The organism is Streptomyces sp. YKOK-I1, assembly GCF_054660435.1.
Map to the genome: position 1 here is coordinate 2,441,237 of NZ_BAAGDR010000001.1, position 20,296 is coordinate 2,461,532.

The 20,296-nt window shown below is 70.6% G+C and carries 14 protein-coding genes, 1 tRNA gene and 3 pseudogenes; 12 read left to right on the plus strand and 6 right to left on the minus strand.

Annotation, left to right across the window (positions count from 1 at the left end):
- The first annotated feature begins 208 nt into the window (after positions 1–208).
- Together ACYQ8Q_RS10335 and ACYQ8Q_RS10340 are read left to right on the plus strand one after the other, a co-directional pair.
- Positions 209–1,195, plus strand: a complete 987-nt coding sequence (locus ACYQ8Q_RS10335; RefSeq protein ID WP_460063831.1) for an aldo/keto reductase — start codon at positions 209–211, stop codon at positions 1,193–1,195.
- Complete coding sequence (locus tag ACYQ8Q_RS10340) at positions 1,192–3,666, plus strand: helix-hairpin-helix domain-containing protein (RefSeq protein ID WP_460063832.1); 2,475 nt, start codon at positions 1,192–1,194, stop codon at positions 3,664–3,666. Before ACYQ8Q_RS10335 ends, ACYQ8Q_RS10340 begins: the two co-directional genes overlap by 4 nt.
- A 99-nt stretch (positions 3,667–3,765) precedes the next feature.
- Here ACYQ8Q_RS10340 and ACYQ8Q_RS10345 read toward each other — a convergent pair whose 3' ends face one another.
- The gene (locus ACYQ8Q_RS10345) at positions 3,766–4,521 is read right to left on the minus strand and encodes a hypothetical protein (protein WP_460063834.1); all 756 of its coding nucleotides are present in this window, start codon (positions 4,519–4,521) and stop codon (positions 3,766–3,768) included.
- 47 nt (positions 4,522–4,568) lie between these two features.
- Between ACYQ8Q_RS10345 and ACYQ8Q_RS10350 the strand changes: the two genes are divergently transcribed.
- Positions 4,569–4,757 (plus strand): DUF5703 family protein, encoded by a 189-nt coding sequence (locus ACYQ8Q_RS10350; RefSeq protein WP_046732800.1) that lies wholly within the window; start codon positions 4,569–4,571, stop codon positions 4,755–4,757.
- Positions 4,758–4,826: 69 nt separating this feature from the next.
- Here the strand turns inward: ACYQ8Q_RS10350 and ACYQ8Q_RS10355 are convergent, their stop codons facing one another.
- The 3 genes from ACYQ8Q_RS10355 to ACYQ8Q_RS10365 form a co-directional block, all read right to left on the minus strand.
- A complete protein-coding gene (locus tag ACYQ8Q_RS10355) occupies positions 4,827–5,747 on the minus strand; it encodes a chaplin (protein WP_460063836.1) in 921 nt (306 codons plus the stop codon).
- Between the two features lie 204 nt (positions 5,748–5,951).
- The gene (gene chpH / locus ACYQ8Q_RS10360; protein ID WP_055638647.1) at positions 5,952–6,185 is read right to left on the minus strand and encodes a chaplin ChpH; all 234 of its coding nucleotides are present in this window, start codon (positions 6,183–6,185) and stop codon (positions 5,952–5,954) included.
- 143 nt (positions 6,186–6,328) lie between these two features.
- Entirely contained in the window at positions 6,329–7,648 is a 1,320-nt protein-coding gene (locus ACYQ8Q_RS10365) for a M20/M25/M40 family metallo-hydrolase (RefSeq protein ID WP_460063839.1), read from the minus strand.
- A gap of 201 nt (positions 7,649–7,849) precedes the next feature.
- On the opposite strand from ACYQ8Q_RS10365, the gene ACYQ8Q_RS10370 reads away from it, so the two are divergent.
- From ACYQ8Q_RS10370 to ACYQ8Q_RS10385, 4 genes are all read left to right on the plus strand, one after another.
- Positions 7,850–7,934, plus strand: a tRNA-Leu gene (locus tag ACYQ8Q_RS10370).
- A gap of 172 nt (positions 7,935–8,106) precedes the next feature.
- Positions 8,107–9,627 (plus strand): helix-turn-helix transcriptional regulator, encoded by a 1,521-nt coding sequence (locus ACYQ8Q_RS10375; protein ID WP_460063841.1) that lies wholly within the window; start codon positions 8,107–8,109, stop codon positions 9,625–9,627.
- A 107-nt stretch (positions 9,628–9,734) separates the two neighbouring features.
- On the plus strand, positions 9,735–10,433 hold the full coding sequence (locus ACYQ8Q_RS10380; protein WP_460063842.1) for a hemerythrin domain-containing protein: 699 nt from the start codon (positions 9,735–9,737) through the stop codon (positions 10,431–10,433).
- Positions 10,430–11,308, plus strand: a complete 879-nt coding sequence (locus tag ACYQ8Q_RS10385; protein WP_460063844.1) for an LLM class flavin-dependent oxidoreductase — start codon at positions 10,430–10,432, stop codon at positions 11,306–11,308. The genes ACYQ8Q_RS10380 and ACYQ8Q_RS10385 overlap by 4 nt, the downstream gene beginning before the upstream one ends.
- Before the next feature lie 67 nt (positions 11,309–11,375).
- Here ACYQ8Q_RS10385 and ACYQ8Q_RS10390 read toward each other — a convergent pair.
- Positions 11,376–11,732: pseudogene (locus ACYQ8Q_RS10390) on the minus strand (IS481 family transposase); the annotation flags it as partial.
- Entirely contained in the window at positions 11,729–12,232 is a 504-nt protein-coding gene (locus tag ACYQ8Q_RS10395; RefSeq protein ID WP_460063845.1) for a winged helix-turn-helix transcriptional regulator, read from the minus strand. The pseudogene ACYQ8Q_RS10390 and the gene ACYQ8Q_RS10395, both read right to left, overlap by 4 nt.
- Before the next feature lie 221 nt (positions 12,233–12,453).
- On the opposite strand from ACYQ8Q_RS10395, the pseudogene ACYQ8Q_RS10400 reads away from it, so the two are divergent.
- The 5 genes and pseudogenes from ACYQ8Q_RS10400 to ACYQ8Q_RS10420 all read left to right on the plus strand — a co-directional run.
- Positions 12,454–12,714 (plus strand): annotated as a pseudogene (locus tag ACYQ8Q_RS10400) (transposase family protein); the annotation flags it as partial.
- A 223-nt stretch (positions 12,715–12,937) separates the two neighbouring features.
- Positions 12,938–13,147, plus strand: a pseudogene (locus ACYQ8Q_RS10405) (IS110 family transposase); the annotation flags it as partial.
- A gap of 152 nt (positions 13,148–13,299) precedes the next feature.
- The gene (locus ACYQ8Q_RS10410) at positions 13,300–14,775 is read left to right on the plus strand and encodes a DHA2 family efflux MFS transporter permease subunit (protein ID WP_460063847.1); all 1,476 of its coding nucleotides are present in this window, start codon (positions 13,300–13,302) and stop codon (positions 14,773–14,775) included.
- Between the two features lie 75 nt (positions 14,776–14,850).
- Positions 14,851–15,552 (plus strand): SDR family oxidoreductase, encoded by a 702-nt coding sequence (locus tag ACYQ8Q_RS10415; RefSeq protein WP_460063850.1) that lies wholly within the window; start codon positions 14,851–14,853, stop codon positions 15,550–15,552.
- Between the two features lie 766 nt (positions 15,553–16,318).
- Entirely contained in the window at positions 16,319–20,227 is a 3,909-nt protein-coding gene (locus tag ACYQ8Q_RS10420) for a Pls/PosA family non-ribosomal peptide synthetase (protein WP_460063851.1), read from the plus strand.
- Positions 20,228–20,296: the final 69 nt, after the last annotated feature.

The following is a 20,296-nucleotide window of genomic DNA, read 5'->3' on the forward strand; positions in this document are numbered from 1 at the left end:
AGCGTCGCGTGGACGCGTGGCACGAGGGGGCGGAGCGGGCGTGCGGTGCAGGGGAGTTGGCGGGACGGCGGGCGCCGGGACGGTCGCCGGGCGTGTGGCCTGCGGGGCAGCGGGACGGTGGGGTGGCCGCGGTCCGTGGGTGACGCGCGGAGATTCCGTTGTCCACAGGCAACCCACGGCCCAGTTCTGGCCAGTAATCTCGGCGTTCATGGAGCAGAGGCATCTCGGCCGCACCGGCCTGCGTGTGTCCCGCATCGGGCTCGGCACCCTGACCTGGGGGCGTGACACCGACGAGCACGACGCCGCGGACCTCTTGAAGACGTTCTGGGAGGCGGGCGGCACCCTCGTCGACACGGCGGACGTGTACGGCGACGGAGAGGCCGAGTACCTGCTGGGACGGCTCATAGACGGCCTGGTGCCGCGCCGGGACCTGATCATCTCCACCAAGGCGGGCAGCGTGCCCGACCCCGACCGCCGCTTCGACGGCTCGCGGGGCCATCTCCTCGCCGCCCTGGACGCCTCCCTCGCCCGGCTCGGCACGGACCACGTCGACATCTGGCACGTCCACGCCTTCGACCCGGACACCCCGCTGGAGGAGACGCTCCAGGCCCTCGACCTCGCCGTCGCCAGCGGCCGCGCCCGCTATGCCGGGGTGTCCAACTTCTGCGGCTGGCAGCTCGCCAAGGCCGCCACCTGGCAGCTGGCCGCACCCGGCGTCCGCACCCGGCTCGCCAGTACGCAGATGGAGTACTCGCTGCTGCAGCGCGGCGTGGAGCGCGAGGTGCTGCCGGCCGCGCTGGACCTGGGCATCGGGCTGCTGCCGTCCTCGCCGCTCGGCCGGGGCGTCCTGACCGGCAAGTACCGGGGCGACGCCCTGCCGCCCGACTCGCGTGCCGCCTCCGACCACTTCGCGCCCTTCGTCGAGCCGTACCTCGACGACACCGCGAGCCGTATCGTCGACGCCGTGACCACCGCGGCGGACGGGCTCGCGGTGACGCCGCTCCAGGTCGCCCTGGCCTGGGTGCGCGACCGGCCCGGCGTGGCCGCCCCCGTGGTCGGCGCGCGCAACGCGCAGCAGCTCACGGCGGCGTTGTCAGTGGAGGCCCTTACGCTTCCTGACGAGATCTGTCGGGCCCTCGACGATGTGTCGGCGCCCGTGCACCGCTATCCCGATCACGACTGGAGCACGCTGTGAGCACGGAACCGGATTCCTCGGACGACACCGAGAACACCGGGCCGCAGACACCGGACGGCGACGACAGCGCCCCGGCCGCGACCGGGGACGGGACCGAGGAGACCCCCGAGGCACCGGCCGCCGAGAGCACGAGCCCCGAGGCCGAGACCACCGAGAGCGAGAACGCCGAGGCCCAGAGCACCGGGGGCACGAGCGCCGGGGTCGAGACCACCGGGGGCACGAGCGCCGAGGGCACGAGCGCTGAGGCCCAGAGCACCGAGGGTGAGAGCGCCGAGGGCGAGAGCGCCGAAGCCGAGACCACCGGGGACGCGAGCACCGAGGGCACGAGCGCTGAGGCCCAGAGCACCGAGAGCGAGAGCGCCGAAGCCGAGACCACCGAGGGCACGAGCACCGAGGGCACGAGCGCCGAGGTCCAGAGCACCGAAGCCGGGAGCGCCGAGGGCGGGGACGGCGACCAGGTCAGCGAGGCTCAGGCCGAGCTCGCCGCGCAGAAGCGGGAGCGGGAGCGGATCGAGCGGCGCAAGGCCGACAAGGCGGGGCCCATCGACAGCGGGGCCAAGCTCAGCGGCAGGGCCGCCGACCTGCTGGCGGCGGTCCGGGCCGTGGAGGGCGGGGCCAAGCCCGCCGCCACCGTCTTCAGCGCACCGGAGCCCCCGCGCCGCCCCGCCGCCCCGGAACCCGTACGGCGCCCGGAGCCGGCGCCCGCCGAAGCCCCGGCCGCTCCCCCGGCTCCCGCCCAGGAGACCGTGGCGGCCGTACGGCGCGTGCTGACCGACGGCGGTGCCCCCGTGACGCTCGCCCCGCAGGTCGCCGGGGCACTCGGCGAGGGCGCCGAGGACCTGCTGCGCGAGGACCCCTGGCACCTGCTGCGGGTCGCCGGTGTACGGCCCGAGCAGGCCGACGGGTTCGCCCGCGCCCTGCTCGGCGCGGAGTGCGCCCCCGGCGACGAGCGGCGGGGCCGCGCGCTGACGGTCTGGCTCCTGGAGCAGGCGGCCCTGGCCGGTCACACCGCGCTGGAACTCCCGGCGCTCACCGCGGCCCTCGCCCAGCGGTCCGTACCGGACGCCGACGAGGCCGTGCAGAGCGCGCTGGCCGAGGGCGAGGCGCTCGCCTTCCAGGACGCGCTGGAGGAGCCCGGAGCGCCAGCCCCCTCCGAGGACGACACCGAAGAGACCGAGGACGACCGTCCGGTCCGGGTCCTGGTCGGTCTGGAGCGGTTCGCGCTCGCGGAGGAGAGCCTCGCCGACGGCCTCGCCCGGGTCGTGAACTCCCTGGCCAAGGAGGCCGCCTCGGCGGCGGGCTGGGAGTCCGCCGCGGCCTCGGCGTCCGGCAGCGCCGCCGAGCTGATCGGTGCCGTCGCCGGGCACGGCCTGGTGCTGCACACCGGCGGCGAGGCCGCCCGCGCCGAACCGGCCGCCCTGCTCACCGCCGCCCGCTCCCTGGGTCTGCGCGCGGTCGCGGCCTGTCACACCCCGGACGGCCGGGACCGCATCGCGGCCCGAGCGGGCGAGGCGGACGGCGTCGTCACCGTCCACGGGCTGCTCGCGGGCACCGAGGGCCCCGGCCGGGACGCCGACGGAGCGCTCGCCCTGGACCTGCTGATCGTGACGGACGCGCCGCGGCTCGACGTGGAGAGCGCCGCGATGGTGGTCGAGTCGCTGCCGGACGGCGCCCGGCTGGTGCTGAGCGGTGATCCGGCGGAGCTGTGGTCGGCCGGTCCGGGCCGGGTCTTCGCCGATCTGCTCGCCGCCCGGGTGTGCCCGCAGATCGCCTCGCGCACCCCCGACCCCGGTCCGCTCGGCGAGCTGCTCTCCGGGATCGGCATCGGCGAGCTCAACCAGGTCGAGGCGCCCGGCAAGGAACTGGTGATCGTGCCGGTGCGGGACGCGGCCGAGGCCGTGCACCGCACCCTGCAGCTCGTGCTGGAGTCGGTGCCGCGGGCCTTCGGCGTCGAGCCGGGCCGGACCGTGGTGATCACGCCGGGCCACGGCGGCGCGGCCGGCACCCGCGCGCTCAACGCCGCGCTCAAGGAACGCCTCAACCCCGGGCCCGGCCGCTTCGGCGGCTTCGACCCCGGGGACGTGGTCGCCCACTCCCCCGCGCCGGGGCGGACCGTGCTGGGGCGGGTGGAGAGGGCCGACGCGGACGGGCTGCACCTGTCCTGTGCCGGCGCCCCCGTCGTCGTACCGAAGGAGCGGGTGGAGCAGTCCGTACGGCACGGGTGGGCGTTGACCGCGCACCAGGCGGTGGGCGGCCGGTGGCCGGCGGCGGTCGTGGTGCTGCCCGGCGACGCCGCGCAGGCCCTCACCCGGCCGTGGGTGTACACGGCGTTCGGGCGGGCGGAGCGGCATCTGTCCGTGGTGCACGGTGCCGAACAGGCGCTGGCGCACGCCGTGGCCGAGGTCCCCGCCAAGCCGCGGACGACCCGGCTGCCGGTCCTGCTGCGCACCCAGGTGCCACCGGCCGGCTGAACCACCCGGGGCGAGCACGCGAGCGGCGGCCGGGTCGAGGGCTCCCCCCGTCCCGGCCGCCGCCGTGTTCCGTCGCGCCGCCCGCTGGACGCCGACCGCCTAGCGCCGGTCGGCGTCCAGCGGCTCCAGGTCGTCGCTCTCGATGTCGTCGGCGTCGTCCACATCGTCGAGGTCGTCGAGTTCGTCCAGTCCGGTCGCGAGGTCCTCGCCGTCCTCACCCTCGTCGGCTTCGTCGTCGTCCTCGTCCTCGTCCTCGTCGAGGTCGTCGAAGACCGCGCTCACGTCGAACCGGCAGACCACCCGCTGCGGATCGGCCTGGTCGAACGGCGTCTCCAGCCACTCGCCCGGTTCGGCCGGTTCGTCGGCGGCGAGCACCCACAGCGTGGAGTCGCCCTCCTCCAGCCCGAACTCCTTGTGCCGGGAGGCGATCTCGTCCGGTTCGAACTCACCGAACAGGATGCCCAGGGCCCCGTGCACGGTGCCCGAGCTCTCCGTGCCCTCGTCGTCCGCCGCCTCGACCCGCTGGGCCTGGGCGAGCAACCGCTGCGGCTCCGCGACGGCGTAGTCCCTGCGGATCAGCACGCTGAGCGCGTTCGGCTCCTCGGGTCCGGTGTACGGAGGCAGGGAGTCGTCCGCGCCGGGGATCTCGAAGGGCGTGACCTCGTCGTAGCGGTCGTAGAGCAGTTCGTCGTAGACCTCGGCGGCCGCGGCCAGCTCGTTGAACGCCTCGTAGACGGCCGGGTCGTCCTCCCCCGACCTGCGTTCGACCGCGGCCAGATGGCGGTCGAGCGCGGTCTTGACCGCCTCGGCGGCGGCGCGTACCTCGGCAGCTGTGGGCTGCGCAGCATCAGACATAGTGCAGACGCTATCCGTACGAGGCCCCAGCCCGCACAATAGATGCGATGCCGGAATACGAATTTGTCGACGTCTACGTACCGCGCGGGGTCTCCCGCAAGGAGGCGACACGTCTGCTGACCGACCATGCCGAGTACGGACACTGGGAGTTGGACCGCCTGAGCCTGATGCGTGACGGCAGTCGCCGGGTGCGGCTGCGCCGACGGATCATCCGCCAGGTGCGGGCCACATGGTGAAGTGAGCGACCCACACGGAGCGGGCCCCGCCTAGGCGGGGCCCGCTCCGTTGTCCGGCCTCCCGTGGGATCACATGGAGGTGCGCGCCTTGCGGTAGATCAGCGCTCCGGCGAGAAGCGCGCCCGCGCCGGCCGGCAGGGCGAGGCCGAGCGGGAGCTCGCTTCCGGTCTCGGCGAGCTGGGCGCCACTGGCGACGGTGCCGCCGGTACCGGTGGTGCCGGTGGTGCCGGTGGTGCCGGTGGGCCGGTGGTCGGTCACCGAGTGGGCCGGGGTGCCGCGGCCCGGGGTGGACGGCACGGCTTCGGGCCCGGAGGGGGTGGACCCGTGACCGACCGGCTTACCGGGGGTGTGGTGGCCCGGCGTCCCGTGGCCACGGTCCGGCGGGGTGCCGTACCCGTGGCCGCCGCCGTTGTCGCAGTCGTTGCCGAAGGACGGGTTGAGGACCCCGACGGCGTCGACGCTGTTGCCGCACACGTTCACCGGGACGTCGATCGGGGCCTGGACGTGGTTGCCGGAACCGACGCCGGGCGAACCACCGGTGTGACCGCCCGCCTGTGCGCCCCCGGAGCCCGGGTACGCGCCGTAGCCGCCGTCGTGACCGCCCCAGTGGCCTCCCCCGTTGGCCCCGTTGCCCCCGTTGCTGCTGTGACCGCCGCCGTGCTGACCACCGCCGGGCCGGCCGCCGTGCTTCCCGCCGCCGTACGCGTGGTCGTCGGCGCCGTAGCCGCCCGGTGCGCGGTGGCGGCCGCCCTGGTTGGCGCAGGAGTTGCCGAACGCCGGGTTGAGGAGCCCGACGACGTCGATGGTGTTGCCGCACACGTTGACCGGGACGTTCACCGGCGCCTGCACCGTGTTGCCGGACGCGACGCCGGGCGAGTCGGTGGCGAAGCCGTTCGCGCCCGAGTCGGCGTGCGCGTAGCCGCCTGCGGCGGCGATCACCCCCGTGGCCGCCGCCACGGTCATGAGGCTTTTGCGGGTGACCTGTCGCATTGCTGTTTCCCTGCTTTCGATCTCGTCCTCGACCTGAATTCCCGCATCATTCCAGTTCCCGGGAAGACTCTCGGGGACATTCGGGCCGTTCGAATTCTTCGGCCATTCCTTCGGAAAACACTCCTTCGGAAAAGACCGGTAGGCCCCGGAGCGCAGGGTGCGCTCCGGGGCCGACGGTGTGGACGACCCCTCAGCGGGTCGACGTCACTTGTTGATGCAGACGTTGCCGAAGGCGGGGTTCAGCAGCCCGATCACCGAGATCGTGTTGCCGCAGACGTTCACCGGGACGTGCACCGGAACCTGGATCACGTTGCCGGAAGCGACACCCGGGGAGTGCACCGCGGCACCCTGGGCACCGGCATCGGCGACGGCCAGGCCCGCGCCCGCGAGAACCAGCCCACCAGTGGCAGCCGCAGCAGCGACGACCTTCTTGATCATTATTCCTCCTTGTTGGCAAAAGCGATCCTCAGCAGCGGACCGCATCACCAGTAACGAGGGGGAATTAATGAGGCTACGCGCTTATCGGCGCATTCACTCTTCTCAGTCGCATCCGCACGGGCGCGCGAATTTCCTCGGGTGATTCAGGACGCGTCGATGAACCGGTCGAGCACCCGCACCCCGAACTTCAGCCCGTCCACCGGCACCCGCTCGTCGACGCCGTGGAACATGCCCGCGAAGTCCAGCTCCGGGGGCAGCTTCAGCGGGGCGAAGCCGAAGCCGCGGATGCCGAGGTCGTCGAAGGACTTGGCGTCGGTGCCGCCGGAGAGCATGTAGGGGACCGCCTTCGCGGTCGGGTCCTCGGCGAGCAGCGCCGACTGCATGGCCTCGACGAGCGCCCCGTCGAAGGAGGTCTCCAGCGCCTTGTCGGAGTGCACGTCCTCGCGCCGCACGTTCGGGCCGAGGAGGCGGTCGAGGTCGGCGAGGAACTCCTCCTCGTACCCCGGCAGGAAGCGGCCGTCGACGTGCGCGGTGGCCTCGCCCGGGATGACGTTGACCTTGTAGCCGGCGCCGAGCTGGGTCGGGTTGGCGGTGTTGCTGAGGGTCGCGCCGATCAGTTTGGCGATGCCGCCGAGCCGGGCGAGGGTGGACTGCATGTCCTCGGGGTCCAGCTCGGTGCCGAGCGCGTCGCCGAGTTCGTCGAGGAAGGCGCGGGTGGTCTTGGTGACCCGGACCGGGAAGGTGTGCCGGCCGAGCCGGGCGACCGCCTCGGACAGCTCGGTGATCGCGTTGTCCTTGTGGATCATCGAGCCGTGGCCGGCGGTGCCGGCGACGGTCAGCTTCATCCAGTGCATGCCCTTCTCGGCCGTCTGGATCAGATAGAGCCGCCGCTCCTCGCTCACCGTGAACGAGAAGCCGCCGACCTCGCTGATCGCCTCGGTGACGCCGTCGAAGAGCCCTCGGTGCTGGTCGACGAGGTGGCGGGCGCCGTACAGGCCGCCGGCCTCCTCGTCGGCGAGGAACGCGAGGACGATGTCCCGGGGCGGCTTGCGCCCGGAGCGCATCCGGTCGCGCACGACCGCGAGGGTCATCGCGTCCATGTCCTTCATGTCGACCGCACCGCGCCCCCACACGCAGCCGTCCGTGACCTCCCCGGAGAAGGGGTGGTGGGTCCAGTCGACCGCGTTGGCCGGGACGACGTCGAGGTGGCCGTGGATGAGCAGCGCGGGCCGGGAGGGGTCCTCGCCCTCGATCCGGGCCACGGTGGAGGCACGCCCCGGGTGCGACTCGAAGATCTCCGGCTCGAGCCCGACCTCGGAGAGCTTCTCGGCGACCCACTCGGCCGCCTTGCGCTCACCCGGGCCCGAGTGGTCGCCGTAGTTGCTGGTGTCGATCCGGATGAGGTCGCGGCAGAGGTCCACGACCTCGTCCTCGCCGGTGACGTTCCTGGCCGTGTCGCTCACGCTGCTTCCTCCCGCTGTCCTGGCCGGTCCCCCACATCCTCCCTCCCGGTGCCGCCCCCGCCCAAGACCGGTCCCGGCCCGTCACACTCCGTTCACGCGGGGCGGCGCCTCCCGTCCGACCAGGCGTGATCGGGCACCCTCGAAAGCCTGGTAGTGTTTACGACGTCGCCGCGAGGGAAACCCCGCCGCGACAGACACCTTGTCCGGGTGGCGGAATGGCAGACGCGCTAGCTTGAGGTGCTAGTGCCCTTTATCGGGCGTGGGGGTTCAAGTCCCCCCTCGGACACTTTGAGAGGGACCTTCACGAGATCGTCCCGAAGCGTTCACGGATTACCGGTCGAGTCATGTGACTCACCGGTATTTCGTCGTTTCTGGGCCTCGACCCTCGTGATCGGCCCGGTGAGGGGGTGGGGCGGTAGCGGTCCAGGTACTGCGCCTCTCACCTGCGGAAACAGGACATGCCTGTGCGACGGCTGGTAGCCGTGGCACAGGCATGTGGGGTTTTCAGGGGGCGGAGCGCGGCGGATGTGTGTCACTCGCGTGGCGAAGGCTCGGCCTGCTCGGTCGGAAGCGGTCGCGCCCGGGGCGGGTCGGAGGGCTCACCGGGCTGGGTTGCGGCGCTCTGCGTGCTGGCTTCGCGGGGCTGGACGCCCTGGTCGCGGCGGAACCAGTCGAGGTCTTGGCATCCAGGAAGCGCATCTACGACGCCGAGTTCCGCGATTGTCCAGTCCACGAGCAGAGTCGGGTCTTGGTACGACAACGCCGTGAGCGAGGCGTTCAACAGCGTCCTCAAAGTCGAGTACGTCCACCGCCGTGCCTTCCGCACCCGCGCCGAGGCCCGCCTCAAGATCGCGACCTGGATCACCGACTTCTACAACGCCAGGCGGCTACACAGCGTGTGCGGGTTCAAGAGCCCGATCGACTGCGAACGTGACTACCGAGCCCCCGAGGGGACGACACCGCCGGAACGGCCTGCCTCCAGCACGACGGGCAACTCCGGCCGTGGGTCGACGGCTAGCATGAGCGCGAAGTCCGCCTGTAGTCGAACAAACACACCGGCATCGGAGGAGCGTCTGGTGCTCGTGCGCGCGTCGACCATCGAAACCGTGCCGCAGGACGAGGTGACGGTCTCGACTTATCGCTCCGCCGACCTCGGGCCCATCAACATCGGCGAGGTCGTCATCAACGGCGAGTTCCGCCTGGAGTGCGACGACATCGGAACCGGCTTCTATGTCCAGTTGCCGATCACGGGGCGCTTCGAGTCGCGGCACCGGGGCGTGGACATGATGATCAACCGCCTGTCCTCGGCGCTGTACCGGCCCGACGGCGGTGCGTTCACGGCCCGTTGGCCAGCCGGCTACCACGCGCTGTGCGTCCGCATCGACAGGCCCGCCGTGGAGACCGTGATGGCCCGTCTGATCGGTGAGCGCGCCGCCAGTCGGGTCGTCTTCGATCCCGTGATGAACATCGCCGACGGTTTCGGGCGCAACTGGGCCCAGTTGCTGCTGTCCGTCAACCGGCAGCTCACCGCCCCGGACAGCCTCCTGTCCCAGCCGCTGGTCGCCGCACCACTGGCGGACAGCATCGTGAACGGGTTCTTCATGGCGGCGACGCACTCGCAGACCGAGGCGCTGACGGCGCCGGTCGCCGCGGTAAGGCCGGCTTCGGTCCGCACCGCCGTCGACATCATCGAGTCGGATCCGCAGGCCCCGCTGACGCTCTCGCTCCTGGCGGACCGCTGCGACGTCGGTCCGCGGACGCTGCAGAAGGCGTTTCAGCTCCATCTCGGCATGTCACCGATGGAGTATCTGCGTGATGTGCGGCTGCGCCGGGCGCACGAGGAGCTGCGCGCAGCCGATCCGTCCACCTGTTCGGTCGCCGTGGTTGCCCGCCGCTGGGGCTTCGCTCACCTGGGCCGATTCGCGGCGGCGCATGAAGCGAAGTTCGGCCAGAAGCCGCTGCGTACGCTTCGCGGATAACCGGATTCGCGTACTGGACATTCGCTTTCCTGGTCCGGGCCTAGTTATTACATTTTCAATCACCAAGCCCTTCCGGGAACTTCTGGCACCTTCTGGGAATGTGAACTATGAACAACGAACCCCTCGCCGACGTGCGTGACATGTACATGTCTCACACCATGTTCCGTCGCGAGATCGGGCTCGCCCCAGCCCTCATACGCGGCGTGGCCGACGGTGACGTCGCACGCGCCGGAGTCGTCGCCGACCATCTCCGGATCGTCGACAACGGCCTTCACCACCACCACGTCGCCGAGGACAAACACCTGTGGCCCCGGCTGCTCGAACGGAACGCCGCCGACGCCGAGCCCGTCGTACAGGTCATGGAGGAGCAGCACGACGTCGTCGACAAGCTCCTGGACGAGGTGCGCGTCGGGCTGGCGCAGTGGCGTGGCACGGCCGACGCCGCACAGGGGCAGGCGCTCGCCGCGACTACGGCGCTGCTCGCCGACCGGCTCGCCGAGCACCTCGCGGCTGAGGAGGACCTCGCGGTGCCGCTGCTCGCAAAGCACGTCACCGCCGCCGAGTGGGGGCAGATGATCGCCGACAGCGCGGGGGACGTCGCGCCCGAGCAGATGCCCCTGATCTTCGGCATGATGGCGTACGAGGCCGACCCGAGCACCGTCCGCGACATCATCGCGCAGATGCCGCCCGAGATCAGCGGTGTCATCGGCGATCTGGCCGCACAGGCCTACGCCGCGCACGCGGAGCAGGTCTACGGCACCGCCACCCCCGAGCGCATCGGTACCCGCGACGGGGCTGCCAGGTGACCACGTACGACGTAAGTTTCGGCGCCCTGCTGGAACCGACTGCGGACCGTCCGCAGGACGTCGTCGAGCTGGCCGTGCTGATGGAACGGCTCGGATACGACGTCGTCACGCTGTCCGACCACCCGTACTGGCCCGAACGGCTGGACACCCTCTCGCTGCTGACCGCCATGGCCGTCAGGACCGAGCGCATCACGGTCATGTCCAATCTGCTGAACCTGCCGCTGCGCCCGCCCCCCGTACTGGCCCGCGCCGCCGCGACCATCGACATCCTCAGTGGTGGCCGCTTCGAACTCGGCCTCGGCACCGGCGCGCAGCAGATGTGGCCGTCCATCCTCGCGGAGGGAGGTCCGGCACGCACTGCCGGACAGTCGGTCGAGGCACTGGAGGAGGCCACCCACCTCATCCGAGCGCTGTGGACGTCCAAGATGGACGTCACGTTCGAGGGCAGGCATTACCGGCTCGACCACGCGAAGCCGGGACCCGAGCCGCTGCACGAGATCGGCATCTGGTTCGGGGCTTACCAGCCGCGGATGCTGCGGGTCGTCGGAACGATCGGTGACGGCTGGATCCCCAGTTCGCCGTTCTTCCCTCCGGCCGCGCTGCCGGACGCCAACCGCGTCATCGACGAGGCGGCCGCCGCCGCGGGCCGGTCCCCGCGGGACATCCGCCGCGGTTACAACATCGAGGGCACCTTCGACGGCGGATCCGGGTTCCTCCAAGGTCCCGCGAAGGTATGGGCCGAGCAGTTGGCCGAACTCGTGCTCGGCAAGCAGGCCGACACGTTCTTCCTCTACCGCGTGAGCTCGTCCGACTTCCTGCGCCGCTTTGCCGCCGAGGTCGTACCCGCCGTCCGCGAACTCGTCACCCCCGCCTGACCGTTCCGGGCTCGGTGCGAGAGGCGGGCCGGCGTTCCGGCCGGTCCGCGTCTCACACCCCCCGAAGCCAGTGGAACGCGGACTGGAACTCGGCGCCGTTGTCCGTCTGGATGACGCAGTCGAGGAACTGGATCGCGGTCGCCTGGTTCAAGGTCGGGTAGATCCGCAGGACCGCAGCCGGGTGCAGTCGTCGACAGCAGAACGGGAAGTTGCTTCTCGTAGCGCTTCCACCGGTGGTCGTGGCGCTTGAGGTACATCGCGATCTTCTCGCTGTGCTCGGGTGCCTTGGAACGGGTACGCAGGAAATGGCGACGTTGCCGCTGGCCTCTTCGACATGGCGTATCACCGACAAGCGCCGCTTGGCCTCACGGTCAGGCGGCGGAGTGGGGTTGGAAATACGCACGGCAGTCGTCGGTGAACTCAGCTCTTCTGGGTTTCCGAAGTGGTCTGCACGACCGTCACTACTGTGTCCGCCGGTGTCATGGTGTGGCCGTCAGCGCAGTGGACCTCGACGACGACGGGTTTGCCGCAGTCGGCATGGGTGAGTGTGACTGCTCGCCCCTGGTCGTGTGGCAGTCCGTCGGCGAACTGGACGAGGGCGGCGACGACGGGGAAGATTTCCAAGCCGCGTTCGGTGATGGTGTACTCGTAGCGGGTCCGTTGTCCTGGTTCCTTGTAGGGTCGGCGTTCCAGGAGTCCGTGGTCGACCAGCTGGTGCAGACGCTGGGAGGCGATCGCTGCAGTCACTCCGGCCCGGCGGGCGAGGTCGTCGAACCGGGTGGCTCCGTAGAAGACCTCGCGCAGCAGTGTCATCATCGAACGGGTGCCGATCAGGTCGAGCGTGCGTTCCATGGGACACCAGTCCGCCGCCGTCCAGCTGTCCCGATCGGAGAGCGGCGATGCCAGCGTGAAGACGTCATTCATCGTTTCCTCCGGTCGGCTCGCTTCACTGAAGTATAGCCAAGGCGTGACGGCCTCACCCGGCTGTTCCAGCGGGGCGGATCCTCGGCGAGGCGGGACACGCATCACTGGGCTTCTTCGAGTTGGCCACCGATCAGGTGACGGTCCATGAAGCGCAACGAGCGAGGCCCCCGGGGCTGTTGATCGAGATGTCCGACGTCTCAACCACGCTGCTCGGGGCCTCGTTGGTCATCTGTCCTGCCGCACTCGAGCTGCCGCGTGCGCTCGTGGAGTGGGTGACGATGCTCGTCGTCACCCGTGAGGGTGACCGGCGCTGCAAGCTCCGCCCGTCCCGGCGCGCGATGGTGACACTGGTGCACCTACGCGAACACACCACCCTGGCAAAGACCGCTGCCGGGTTCGGGATCAGCGAGTCCACCGGCCGGGTCATCCACCTGCTCGCCGAGTGCGACCGGGTCGGCGACGGACGGGCCGACTGCTCCCACTGTGAGGATGGTGACTGTGTCGTTCTGGTCATGGCTTGACTCGTACTCTCACTGGCCGTTTGTGCCTTGTGCTTGATCTGTCGGCCTGGCCGGAACGACACGTACCGGCACCGGGCTGGCGGAGCGTGTCCCGATAGGGGCCTTGGCCTCGAAGGCACCGTCACAGTTCTGACCGTTCCACCGACCGGCGTCGGCTATCGGTACGTCGTCGAACAGGAGCATCGTGACCACCCTCGGCATGCCTGCGGTCTTTCCTGCGGTCTTTCCTGCTGTCCACGCTGTCGAGCCAGCGGCCGAGCCACGCGCCGTGGTGCTCGGCGTCGACACTCACAAGGACATGCACGTCGCTGCCGTCCTTGACCACCTTGGCGGGCTGCTGAGCAGTAGGGAGTTCCCGGCCACCGCGGCTGGCTACCGCCAGCTTCTCGACTGGGCGCACCGACACAGCGGCCGTGGGTCGTCGCGGCACTTCCCGTAGCAGCGGGCCGACGGTGCCGTCCTGCGTTTCCACTGCCGCCGCCCGGTGACGGCGACCCCCGATCCACCTGAGTTGCGTTGACTATAGTCAGCGACTACAGTCTGGGTATGGTCGAGTCAAGTCAGGGCCAGGTGTCAGCTTCGCGGCCCGCGTACCACCCGAATGTGATTCTTCTGGTTCTCTGCCTTGCGGCGTTCATGGCGAGTCTGGACGTATTTATCGTCAATGTGGCGTTCGAGGACATCGGTCACGACTTCCGCGTGCAGTTGTCTGACCTGTCGTGGATTTTGAATGGATACACCATCATTTACGCGGCGCTGTTGGTCCCGGCCGGAACGATTGCGGACCGGTTCGGCCGCAAGGGCGCGTTCATGGCAGGCCTGGGGTTGTTCACGGCTGCCAGTGCGGCCTGCGCAGTCACGGACGGCGTCTGGTGGCTGGTGGTCTTCCGAGGCTTCCAATCCGTCGGCGCCGCTCTGCTGACACCGGCGAGTCTGGGCTTGGTCATCGGAACTGCGCCGGCGGAGCACCGCGTCAGGTCGGTGCGGATCTGGGCCGCGAGCGGGGCTTTCGCCGCCGCGCTGGGCCCGGTCATCGGAGGCCTGCTCGTTGAGGTGTCCTGGCGGTGGGTGTTCCTGGTCAACGTTCCGGTCGGGATCGCGGCGCTCGTCGCGACCGTTCTGATCGTGCCGCGCATGCCTATCGAGGCTGCAAAGAAGCTTCCGGACGCTCTGGGGGCGGTGTTGCTGATCGTCGCGACCGGGGCGCTGACGCTCGGGCTCGTCGAGGGATCCGACTGGGGCTGGACCGATGCGCGGATCTGGGTCGCCTGGGCCGTCACGCTCGTCGCACTGTGCGGATTCCTGTTGAGTTCGAGCCGTCACGCCGCACCGGTGATCGACCCCGCCTTGCTCAAGGTGCCAACATTCACCTGGTCGAACGTGACGGCCCTGCTGTTCTCGGTGCCGTTCGCAGCGGCTCTCCTTGCCAACATCCTGTGGCTGCAGCAGGTCTGGAACTACTCGGCAATCAAGACTGGCTTCGCTGTGGCGGCCGGCCCCCTCATGGTCCCGCTGTTCACCATGATCGCGCACCGGTTTACCCGCCGAATACCGATCGGCTACGTCGTCGCAGCAGGAAGTCTGATGTACGCGATCGGCACCTTCTACACCGCCGTGACCGTCACCGCCCAGCCGAACTACGCGACGTCGTTCCTGCCGAGTCTTCTGCTGGGCGGTGCAGGTGTAGGTCTGGCACTTCCGGCGATCCTTTCCTCGGCCACCACTGACCTGGCGCCGGCACAGTCGGCCACCGGCAGTGCCATCGTCAACATGAGTCGGCAGCTTGGGACCGCACTGGGCGTCAGTATCCTTGTCGCGATCGTCGGCAATCCGGTCGGTTATGCCGCTACGCACACCGTCTTTCAGCACGCCTGGATTGCTTTGGCGGCAACTGGGGTCATCGCCGCTGTAGTGGCACCCGCGATGACCCCGAAACTTCAGCAGACCAAGTCTCATGCCCTGAGCGCGGTGGAGAAGAACGAAAAGGCTGAAAGCCTACCCTCTCGGCTTACTTCACCCTGATCGACGGGAAGCCGGGCCGACCATTCGCAACCATGTCTGCGCCGGAATCAATCCTTTATATAATCGGAGGTAATCATGACTGCAATCAAGGGTGCCAATGTGTTCGTTACGGGGGGCGCCCGAGGCATCGGAAAGGCGATGGTCTCGGAGCTTTTTGCGCGCGGCGCCGCGAAGGTGTACGCCACGGCCCGTGACCCCCGCAGCGTGGCGAACTCGGATGCCGTTGCGGTGGCACTCGAGGTTACTGATCCGGCATCCGTGGCGGCTGCTGCCGAGCAGGCCCAGGACGTCACCATCCTGATCAACAACGCCGGCGCCACGTCGCGCGCTTCGTACCTGGACTCCTCGATGGACGAGGTGCGCAAGGACCTCGAGACCAATTTCTACGGTCCGCTGCTGGCCACCCGGGCCTTCGCCCCCATCATCGAGCGTAACGGTGGGGGCCACATCCTCAATGTGCACTCTGCCCTCTCCTGGCTTGCTGAAGGGACGCCCTACAGCGCTTCGAAGGCAGCCTTGTGGTCGCAGACCAACTCCCTGCGCCTGCGTCTGCAGGGGCGTGGCATCGCAGTGACCGGGCTCCACATGGCATATGTGGACACTGACATGACGTCAGGTCTCGAGGTACCCAAGGCAACGCCCCGTGACATCGCTGTGGCTGCACTCGACGGCATCGAAGCGGATGCCAACGAGGTCCTGGCCGACGACACCACGCGCTGGGTCAAGTCTCAGTTGTCCGAAAACCTGGAAGCCCTGTACGCGCAGCTGAAGAAGTGACGCTTTCCCCCGGCGCCGCCGTGGCGGACCCCTTGTCCTTTGTCTCCACGGATATCCCGATCACGCGGCCAGTTGGGTAGGCATTCCAGACCGCCTGGCGCAGGAGGGCTATGGGGCGGTCGCTCCCGCGCAGCGCGGATGCTGCCCGGGCGGCCCATGCGGCGGCGAACCTGGAGGTGACGCTTATCCGCAAGCTCGTCGGTATGGCAGTTCCCTACGGCCCTCACATGCGGACCGCCTGGCTGGTCAACGGCGACCAGCAGCGACGCAGCCGGTACATGTTCCTCTTCTGAACTGTACGTGCGGAGTCGGCTATCGAGCACGACGACTTCGCCTTCTTCGACCGACTCCGGCGGGAATGGTCTCCTGATTACGAATGGCCAGACGTGGAGCATTCGGCGCTCAAGGAAAAGCTCCGCACTCCAGGGTTGGTGACCGAAACTCTGGGCTACTACCGTCAGTTGTTCTCAGCCCCTTCGGACCCGGCGACTCAGGCCTTGGACGAGCGGGCAAGTGGCGCCATCGCTGTCCCCTCACTCGTTGTGTGTGGCCGATCTCTCCCCGGTCGAAGATCATGCAGGTCACCGACCGTCGCGGGGGCGTCACGCGTCCCCCGGACGGCCTTCCCCGCTGGCCGACAGAAGCGGACGTGCATAGCGTCGTACTAAAATTTCCGGCTTGTTACGGAGCCGGCCCGGACAACCCCAGGCAGACCTGCGGGCCCGCCGGCGCCCCGGAGGCTTCCGGGATCGAGACGCGAGGACCGATGGCAGCGATTCACGAGAGCAGCGCTCTCGGCCTGCTCGACGAAGAAATCCGCGTACAGCTCGGTGACAGGGCACGCTTCTCCGGCGGGCCCGCCGCTTCCCCTCGCACGCTCGTCGACGTCTTCGAGGGGGCCGTGCGGTCGTACCCGGACGAGCTCGCCCTGGACGACGGCAGCACCCCCCTGACCTACCGGGCGCTCGCCGTGGAGGTGGAGCGGCTGCGGCGCCGGCTCGACGCCGCCGGGGTCGGGCTCGGAGACCGGGTGGGGGTGCGGGTGCCGTCCGGCACCAACGACCTCTATGTCGCGATCCTCGCCGTGCTCGCGGCGGGTGCCGCCTATGTGCCCGTGGACGCCGAGGACCCCGACGAGCGGGCCGAGCTGGTGTTCGGCGAGGCGGACGTGCGGGCCGTGGTCGGCGCCGGGCACGAGATCACCGCTCACGAGAACACCGCTCACAAGAGCACCGCTCAGGAGAGCACCGCTCTCGGGGCCTCCCGCACGCGGGCCGCCCGGCCGACGGTCGAGCACGACGCGTGGATCATCTTCACCTCCGGCTCCACCGGAAAGCCCAAGGGGGTGGCCGTCAGTCACCGCAGCGCCGCCGCCTTCGTGGACGCCGAGGCCGCGCTGTTCCTCACCGAGGAGCCCATCGGACCCGGTGACCGCGTGATGGCGGGCCTCTCGGTGGCCTTCGACGCCTCCTGCGAGGAGATGTGGCTGGCGTGGCGGTACGGCGCCTGTCTGGTGCCGGTGCCCCGGTCGCAGGTCAGGAGCGGGGCCGATCTCGGGCCCTGGCTGGTCGAGCAGGAGATCACCGTGGTCTCCACCGTGCCGACGCTGGCCGCGCTCTGGGAGCCGGAGACCCTCAACGACGTCCGTCTGCTGATCTTCGGCGGTGAGGCCTGCCCGCCGGAGCTGGTGCAGCGCCTGGTGACCGAGGGCCGGGAGGTCTGGAACACCTACGGGCCGACCGAGGCGACCGTGGTGGCCTGTGCCTCGCTGATGTCGGGCGAGGAGCCGGTCCGGATCGGGCTGCCGCTGCGCGGCTGGGAGCTGGCCGTCGTGGACGAGGCAGGCGAGCCGGTGCCGATGGGCGAGAGCGGCCAGCTGGTGATCGGCGGGGTCGGCCTCGCGCGCTACCTCGACGCCGAGAAGGACGCGGAGAAGTACGCGCCGCTGGAGTCGCTGGGCTGGGAGCGGGCGTACCGGAGCGGTGATCTGGTCAAGGCCGAGCCCGAGGGGCTGGTCTTCCTCGGGCGGGCCGACGAGCAGATCAAGCTCGGCGGGCGGCGCATCGAGCTGGGCGAGGTGGACGCGGCGCTCCAGGCGCTGCCGGGTGTCGCGGGCGCGGCGGCGGCGGTGCGGACCGCGCGCAGCGGCAACCAGCTGCTCGTCGGCTATGTCGTCACCCAGGACGGCTGGGACCGGGCGGAGGCGGTGGAGCGGCTGCGGGCCGCGCTGCCGGCCGCGCTGGTGCCGCTGCTGGCGCCGGTGGACGACCTGCCGACCCGGACGTCCGGCAAGGTCGACCGCAACGCGCTGCCGTGGCCGCTCGACGGTGTCGAGATGCCGGCGGGCGAGCACCTGTACGGCACCGAGGCATGGCTGGCCGAGCAGTGGGCCGCGGTCCTCGGTATGCCGGTGACCAGCCACTCCGACGACTTCTTCGCGATCGGCGGCGGCAGCCTGGCCGCCGCCCAGCTCACCACCCGGCTGCGCACCCGCTACCCGAGCGCCGCCGTCCTGGACATCTACCAGCAGCCGGTGCTGCGCAAGCTGGCCCGTCGGCTGGAGGAGTCGGCGCACGACGAGGGCGGCAGCCGTACGGTCGCGCCGGTCCCGAGGAAGACGCAGTGCGTGCAGCTCCTGCTGCTCCTTCCGCTGTTCACCCTGCTGGGGCTGCGCTGGACGGTCGTGCTGGCCGCGCTGGGCAATCTGCTGCCCGGGTACGGCTGGCTGCCGACCGCGTCCTGGTGGCTGGTGGCCGCCGGAGCGCTGCTCTTCTTCAGCCCGCCGGGGCGGATCGCCGTGGCGGCGGGTGGGGCGCGGCTGCTGCTGCGGGGGGTGACGCCCGGCCGGTATCCGCGCGGCGGCTCGGTGCATGTGCGGCTGTGGGCGGCGGAGCGGCTGGCCGAGTTCAGCGGGGCGACCACGCTGACGGGGTCCTGGCTGGAGCGGTACGCCCGGGCGCTGGGCGCCAAGATCGGCCCGGACGTCGATCTGCACTCGCTGCCGCCGGTGACCGGTCTGCTCAAGCTCGGGCGCGGCGCGGCCGTGGAGTCCGAGGTGGATCTGTCCGGGTACTGGCTGGACGGTGACCGGCTGGAGATCGGCACGGTCAAGGTGGGCGCGCACGCCGTCGTCGGCACGCGCAGCATGCTCTTCCCGGGGGCCCGGGTCGGCAAGCGTGCCGAGGTGGCGCCGGGTTCGGCGGTCACCGGGCAGGTCCCGACCGGTCAGCGCTGGGCGGGCGCGCCCGCGGTCAAGCTCGGCAAGGCCAAGCGGAACTGGCCCAAGGAGCGGCCGCAGCGCGGCACGTACTGGCGGATCATGTACGGCGTGACCGGTCTGGCGCTGAATCTGCTGCCGGTGGCGGCGGCCGGCGCGGCGCTCGCCGTGGCCCGGGTGTTCGTCACGCCCGGCGCCGGGCTGGGCGGTGCGCTGCGCGGGGCGGTCCTCGCCCTGGTCCCGGCGACGCTCGCCTACGGGCTGGCGTACGCGCTGCTGCTGCTGGTCGCCGTACGGCTGCTGAGCCTGGGGTTGCGCGAGGGCACGCATCCGACGCACAGCCGGGTGGGCTGGCAGGCCTGGACGGTGACCCAGCTGATGGACCGTTCCCGCGAGACGCTGTTCCCGCTGTACGCGGGGCTGGTGACACCGCTGTGGCTGCGGCTGCTCGGGATGCGGATCGGGCGGGGCGCGGAGGTGTCGACGGTGCTCGCGCTGCCGAGTCTGACGACGGTCGGCGAGGGCGCGTTCCTGGCCGACGACACGCTGACCGCGCCGTACGAGCTGGGTGGCGGCTGGGTGCGGATCGGGCGCGCGCAGATCGGGCGGCGGGCGTTCCTCGGGAACTCGGGGATGACCGCGCCGGGCCGGAGCGTGCCGGACGGCGGGCTGGTCGGGGTGCTGTCGGCGACGCCGAAGAAGGCGAAGAAGGGCAGCTCCTATCTGGGTCTGCCGCCGGTGAAGCTGCCGCGCAGCACGGCCGGCGGTGACCAGAGCCGGACGTACGACCCGCCGGCGCGGCTGCTGTGGGCGCGCGGGCTGGTGGAGCTGTGCAGGATCGTGCCGGTGTTCTGCTCGGCGGCGCTGGCCGTGCTGACGGTGGCCGCGCTGTGCGCCCTCGGGGTGTGGGCGCCGCTGCTGGGCGGGCTGGTGCTGCTCGGCACGGGGCTGGCGGCCTGTCTGCTGTCGGTGGTCGCGAAGTGGCTGCTGGTGGGGCGGCACCGCGCCGGGGAGCATCCGCTGTGGAGTTCCTTCGTGTGGCGCAACGAGCTGGCGGACACGTTCGTCGAGGTGGTCGCCGTGCCGTGGCTGGCGGGCGCGGTGCCGGGTACACCGGTGATGACGGCGTGGCTGCGCGGGCTCGGGGCGCGGATCGGCCGGGGTGTGTGGGTGGAGAGCTACTGGCTCCCGGAGGCGGATCTGGTGACACTGGAGGACGGGGCCACGGTGGGCCGCGGGTGCGTCCTGCAGACTCACCTCTTCCACGACCGGATCTTGCGGACGGATACTGTGGTCCTCCGTGAGGGCGCCACCTTGGGCCCTGGCGGGATCGTGCTGCCCGGCAGCACGGTCGGGGCCCGTACGACCCTGGGTCCCGCGTCGCTCGTCATGGCCGCGGAGTCCGTCCCGGACGACACCCGCTGGCTGGGCAATCCGATCGAGGCATGGCGTCCCTGAACGCGGGCCACTCGGTGGCTGCGGGCGGCGCACCGGCAAGTTCGAGTACGGCGCAGGGAGCGGACGCGG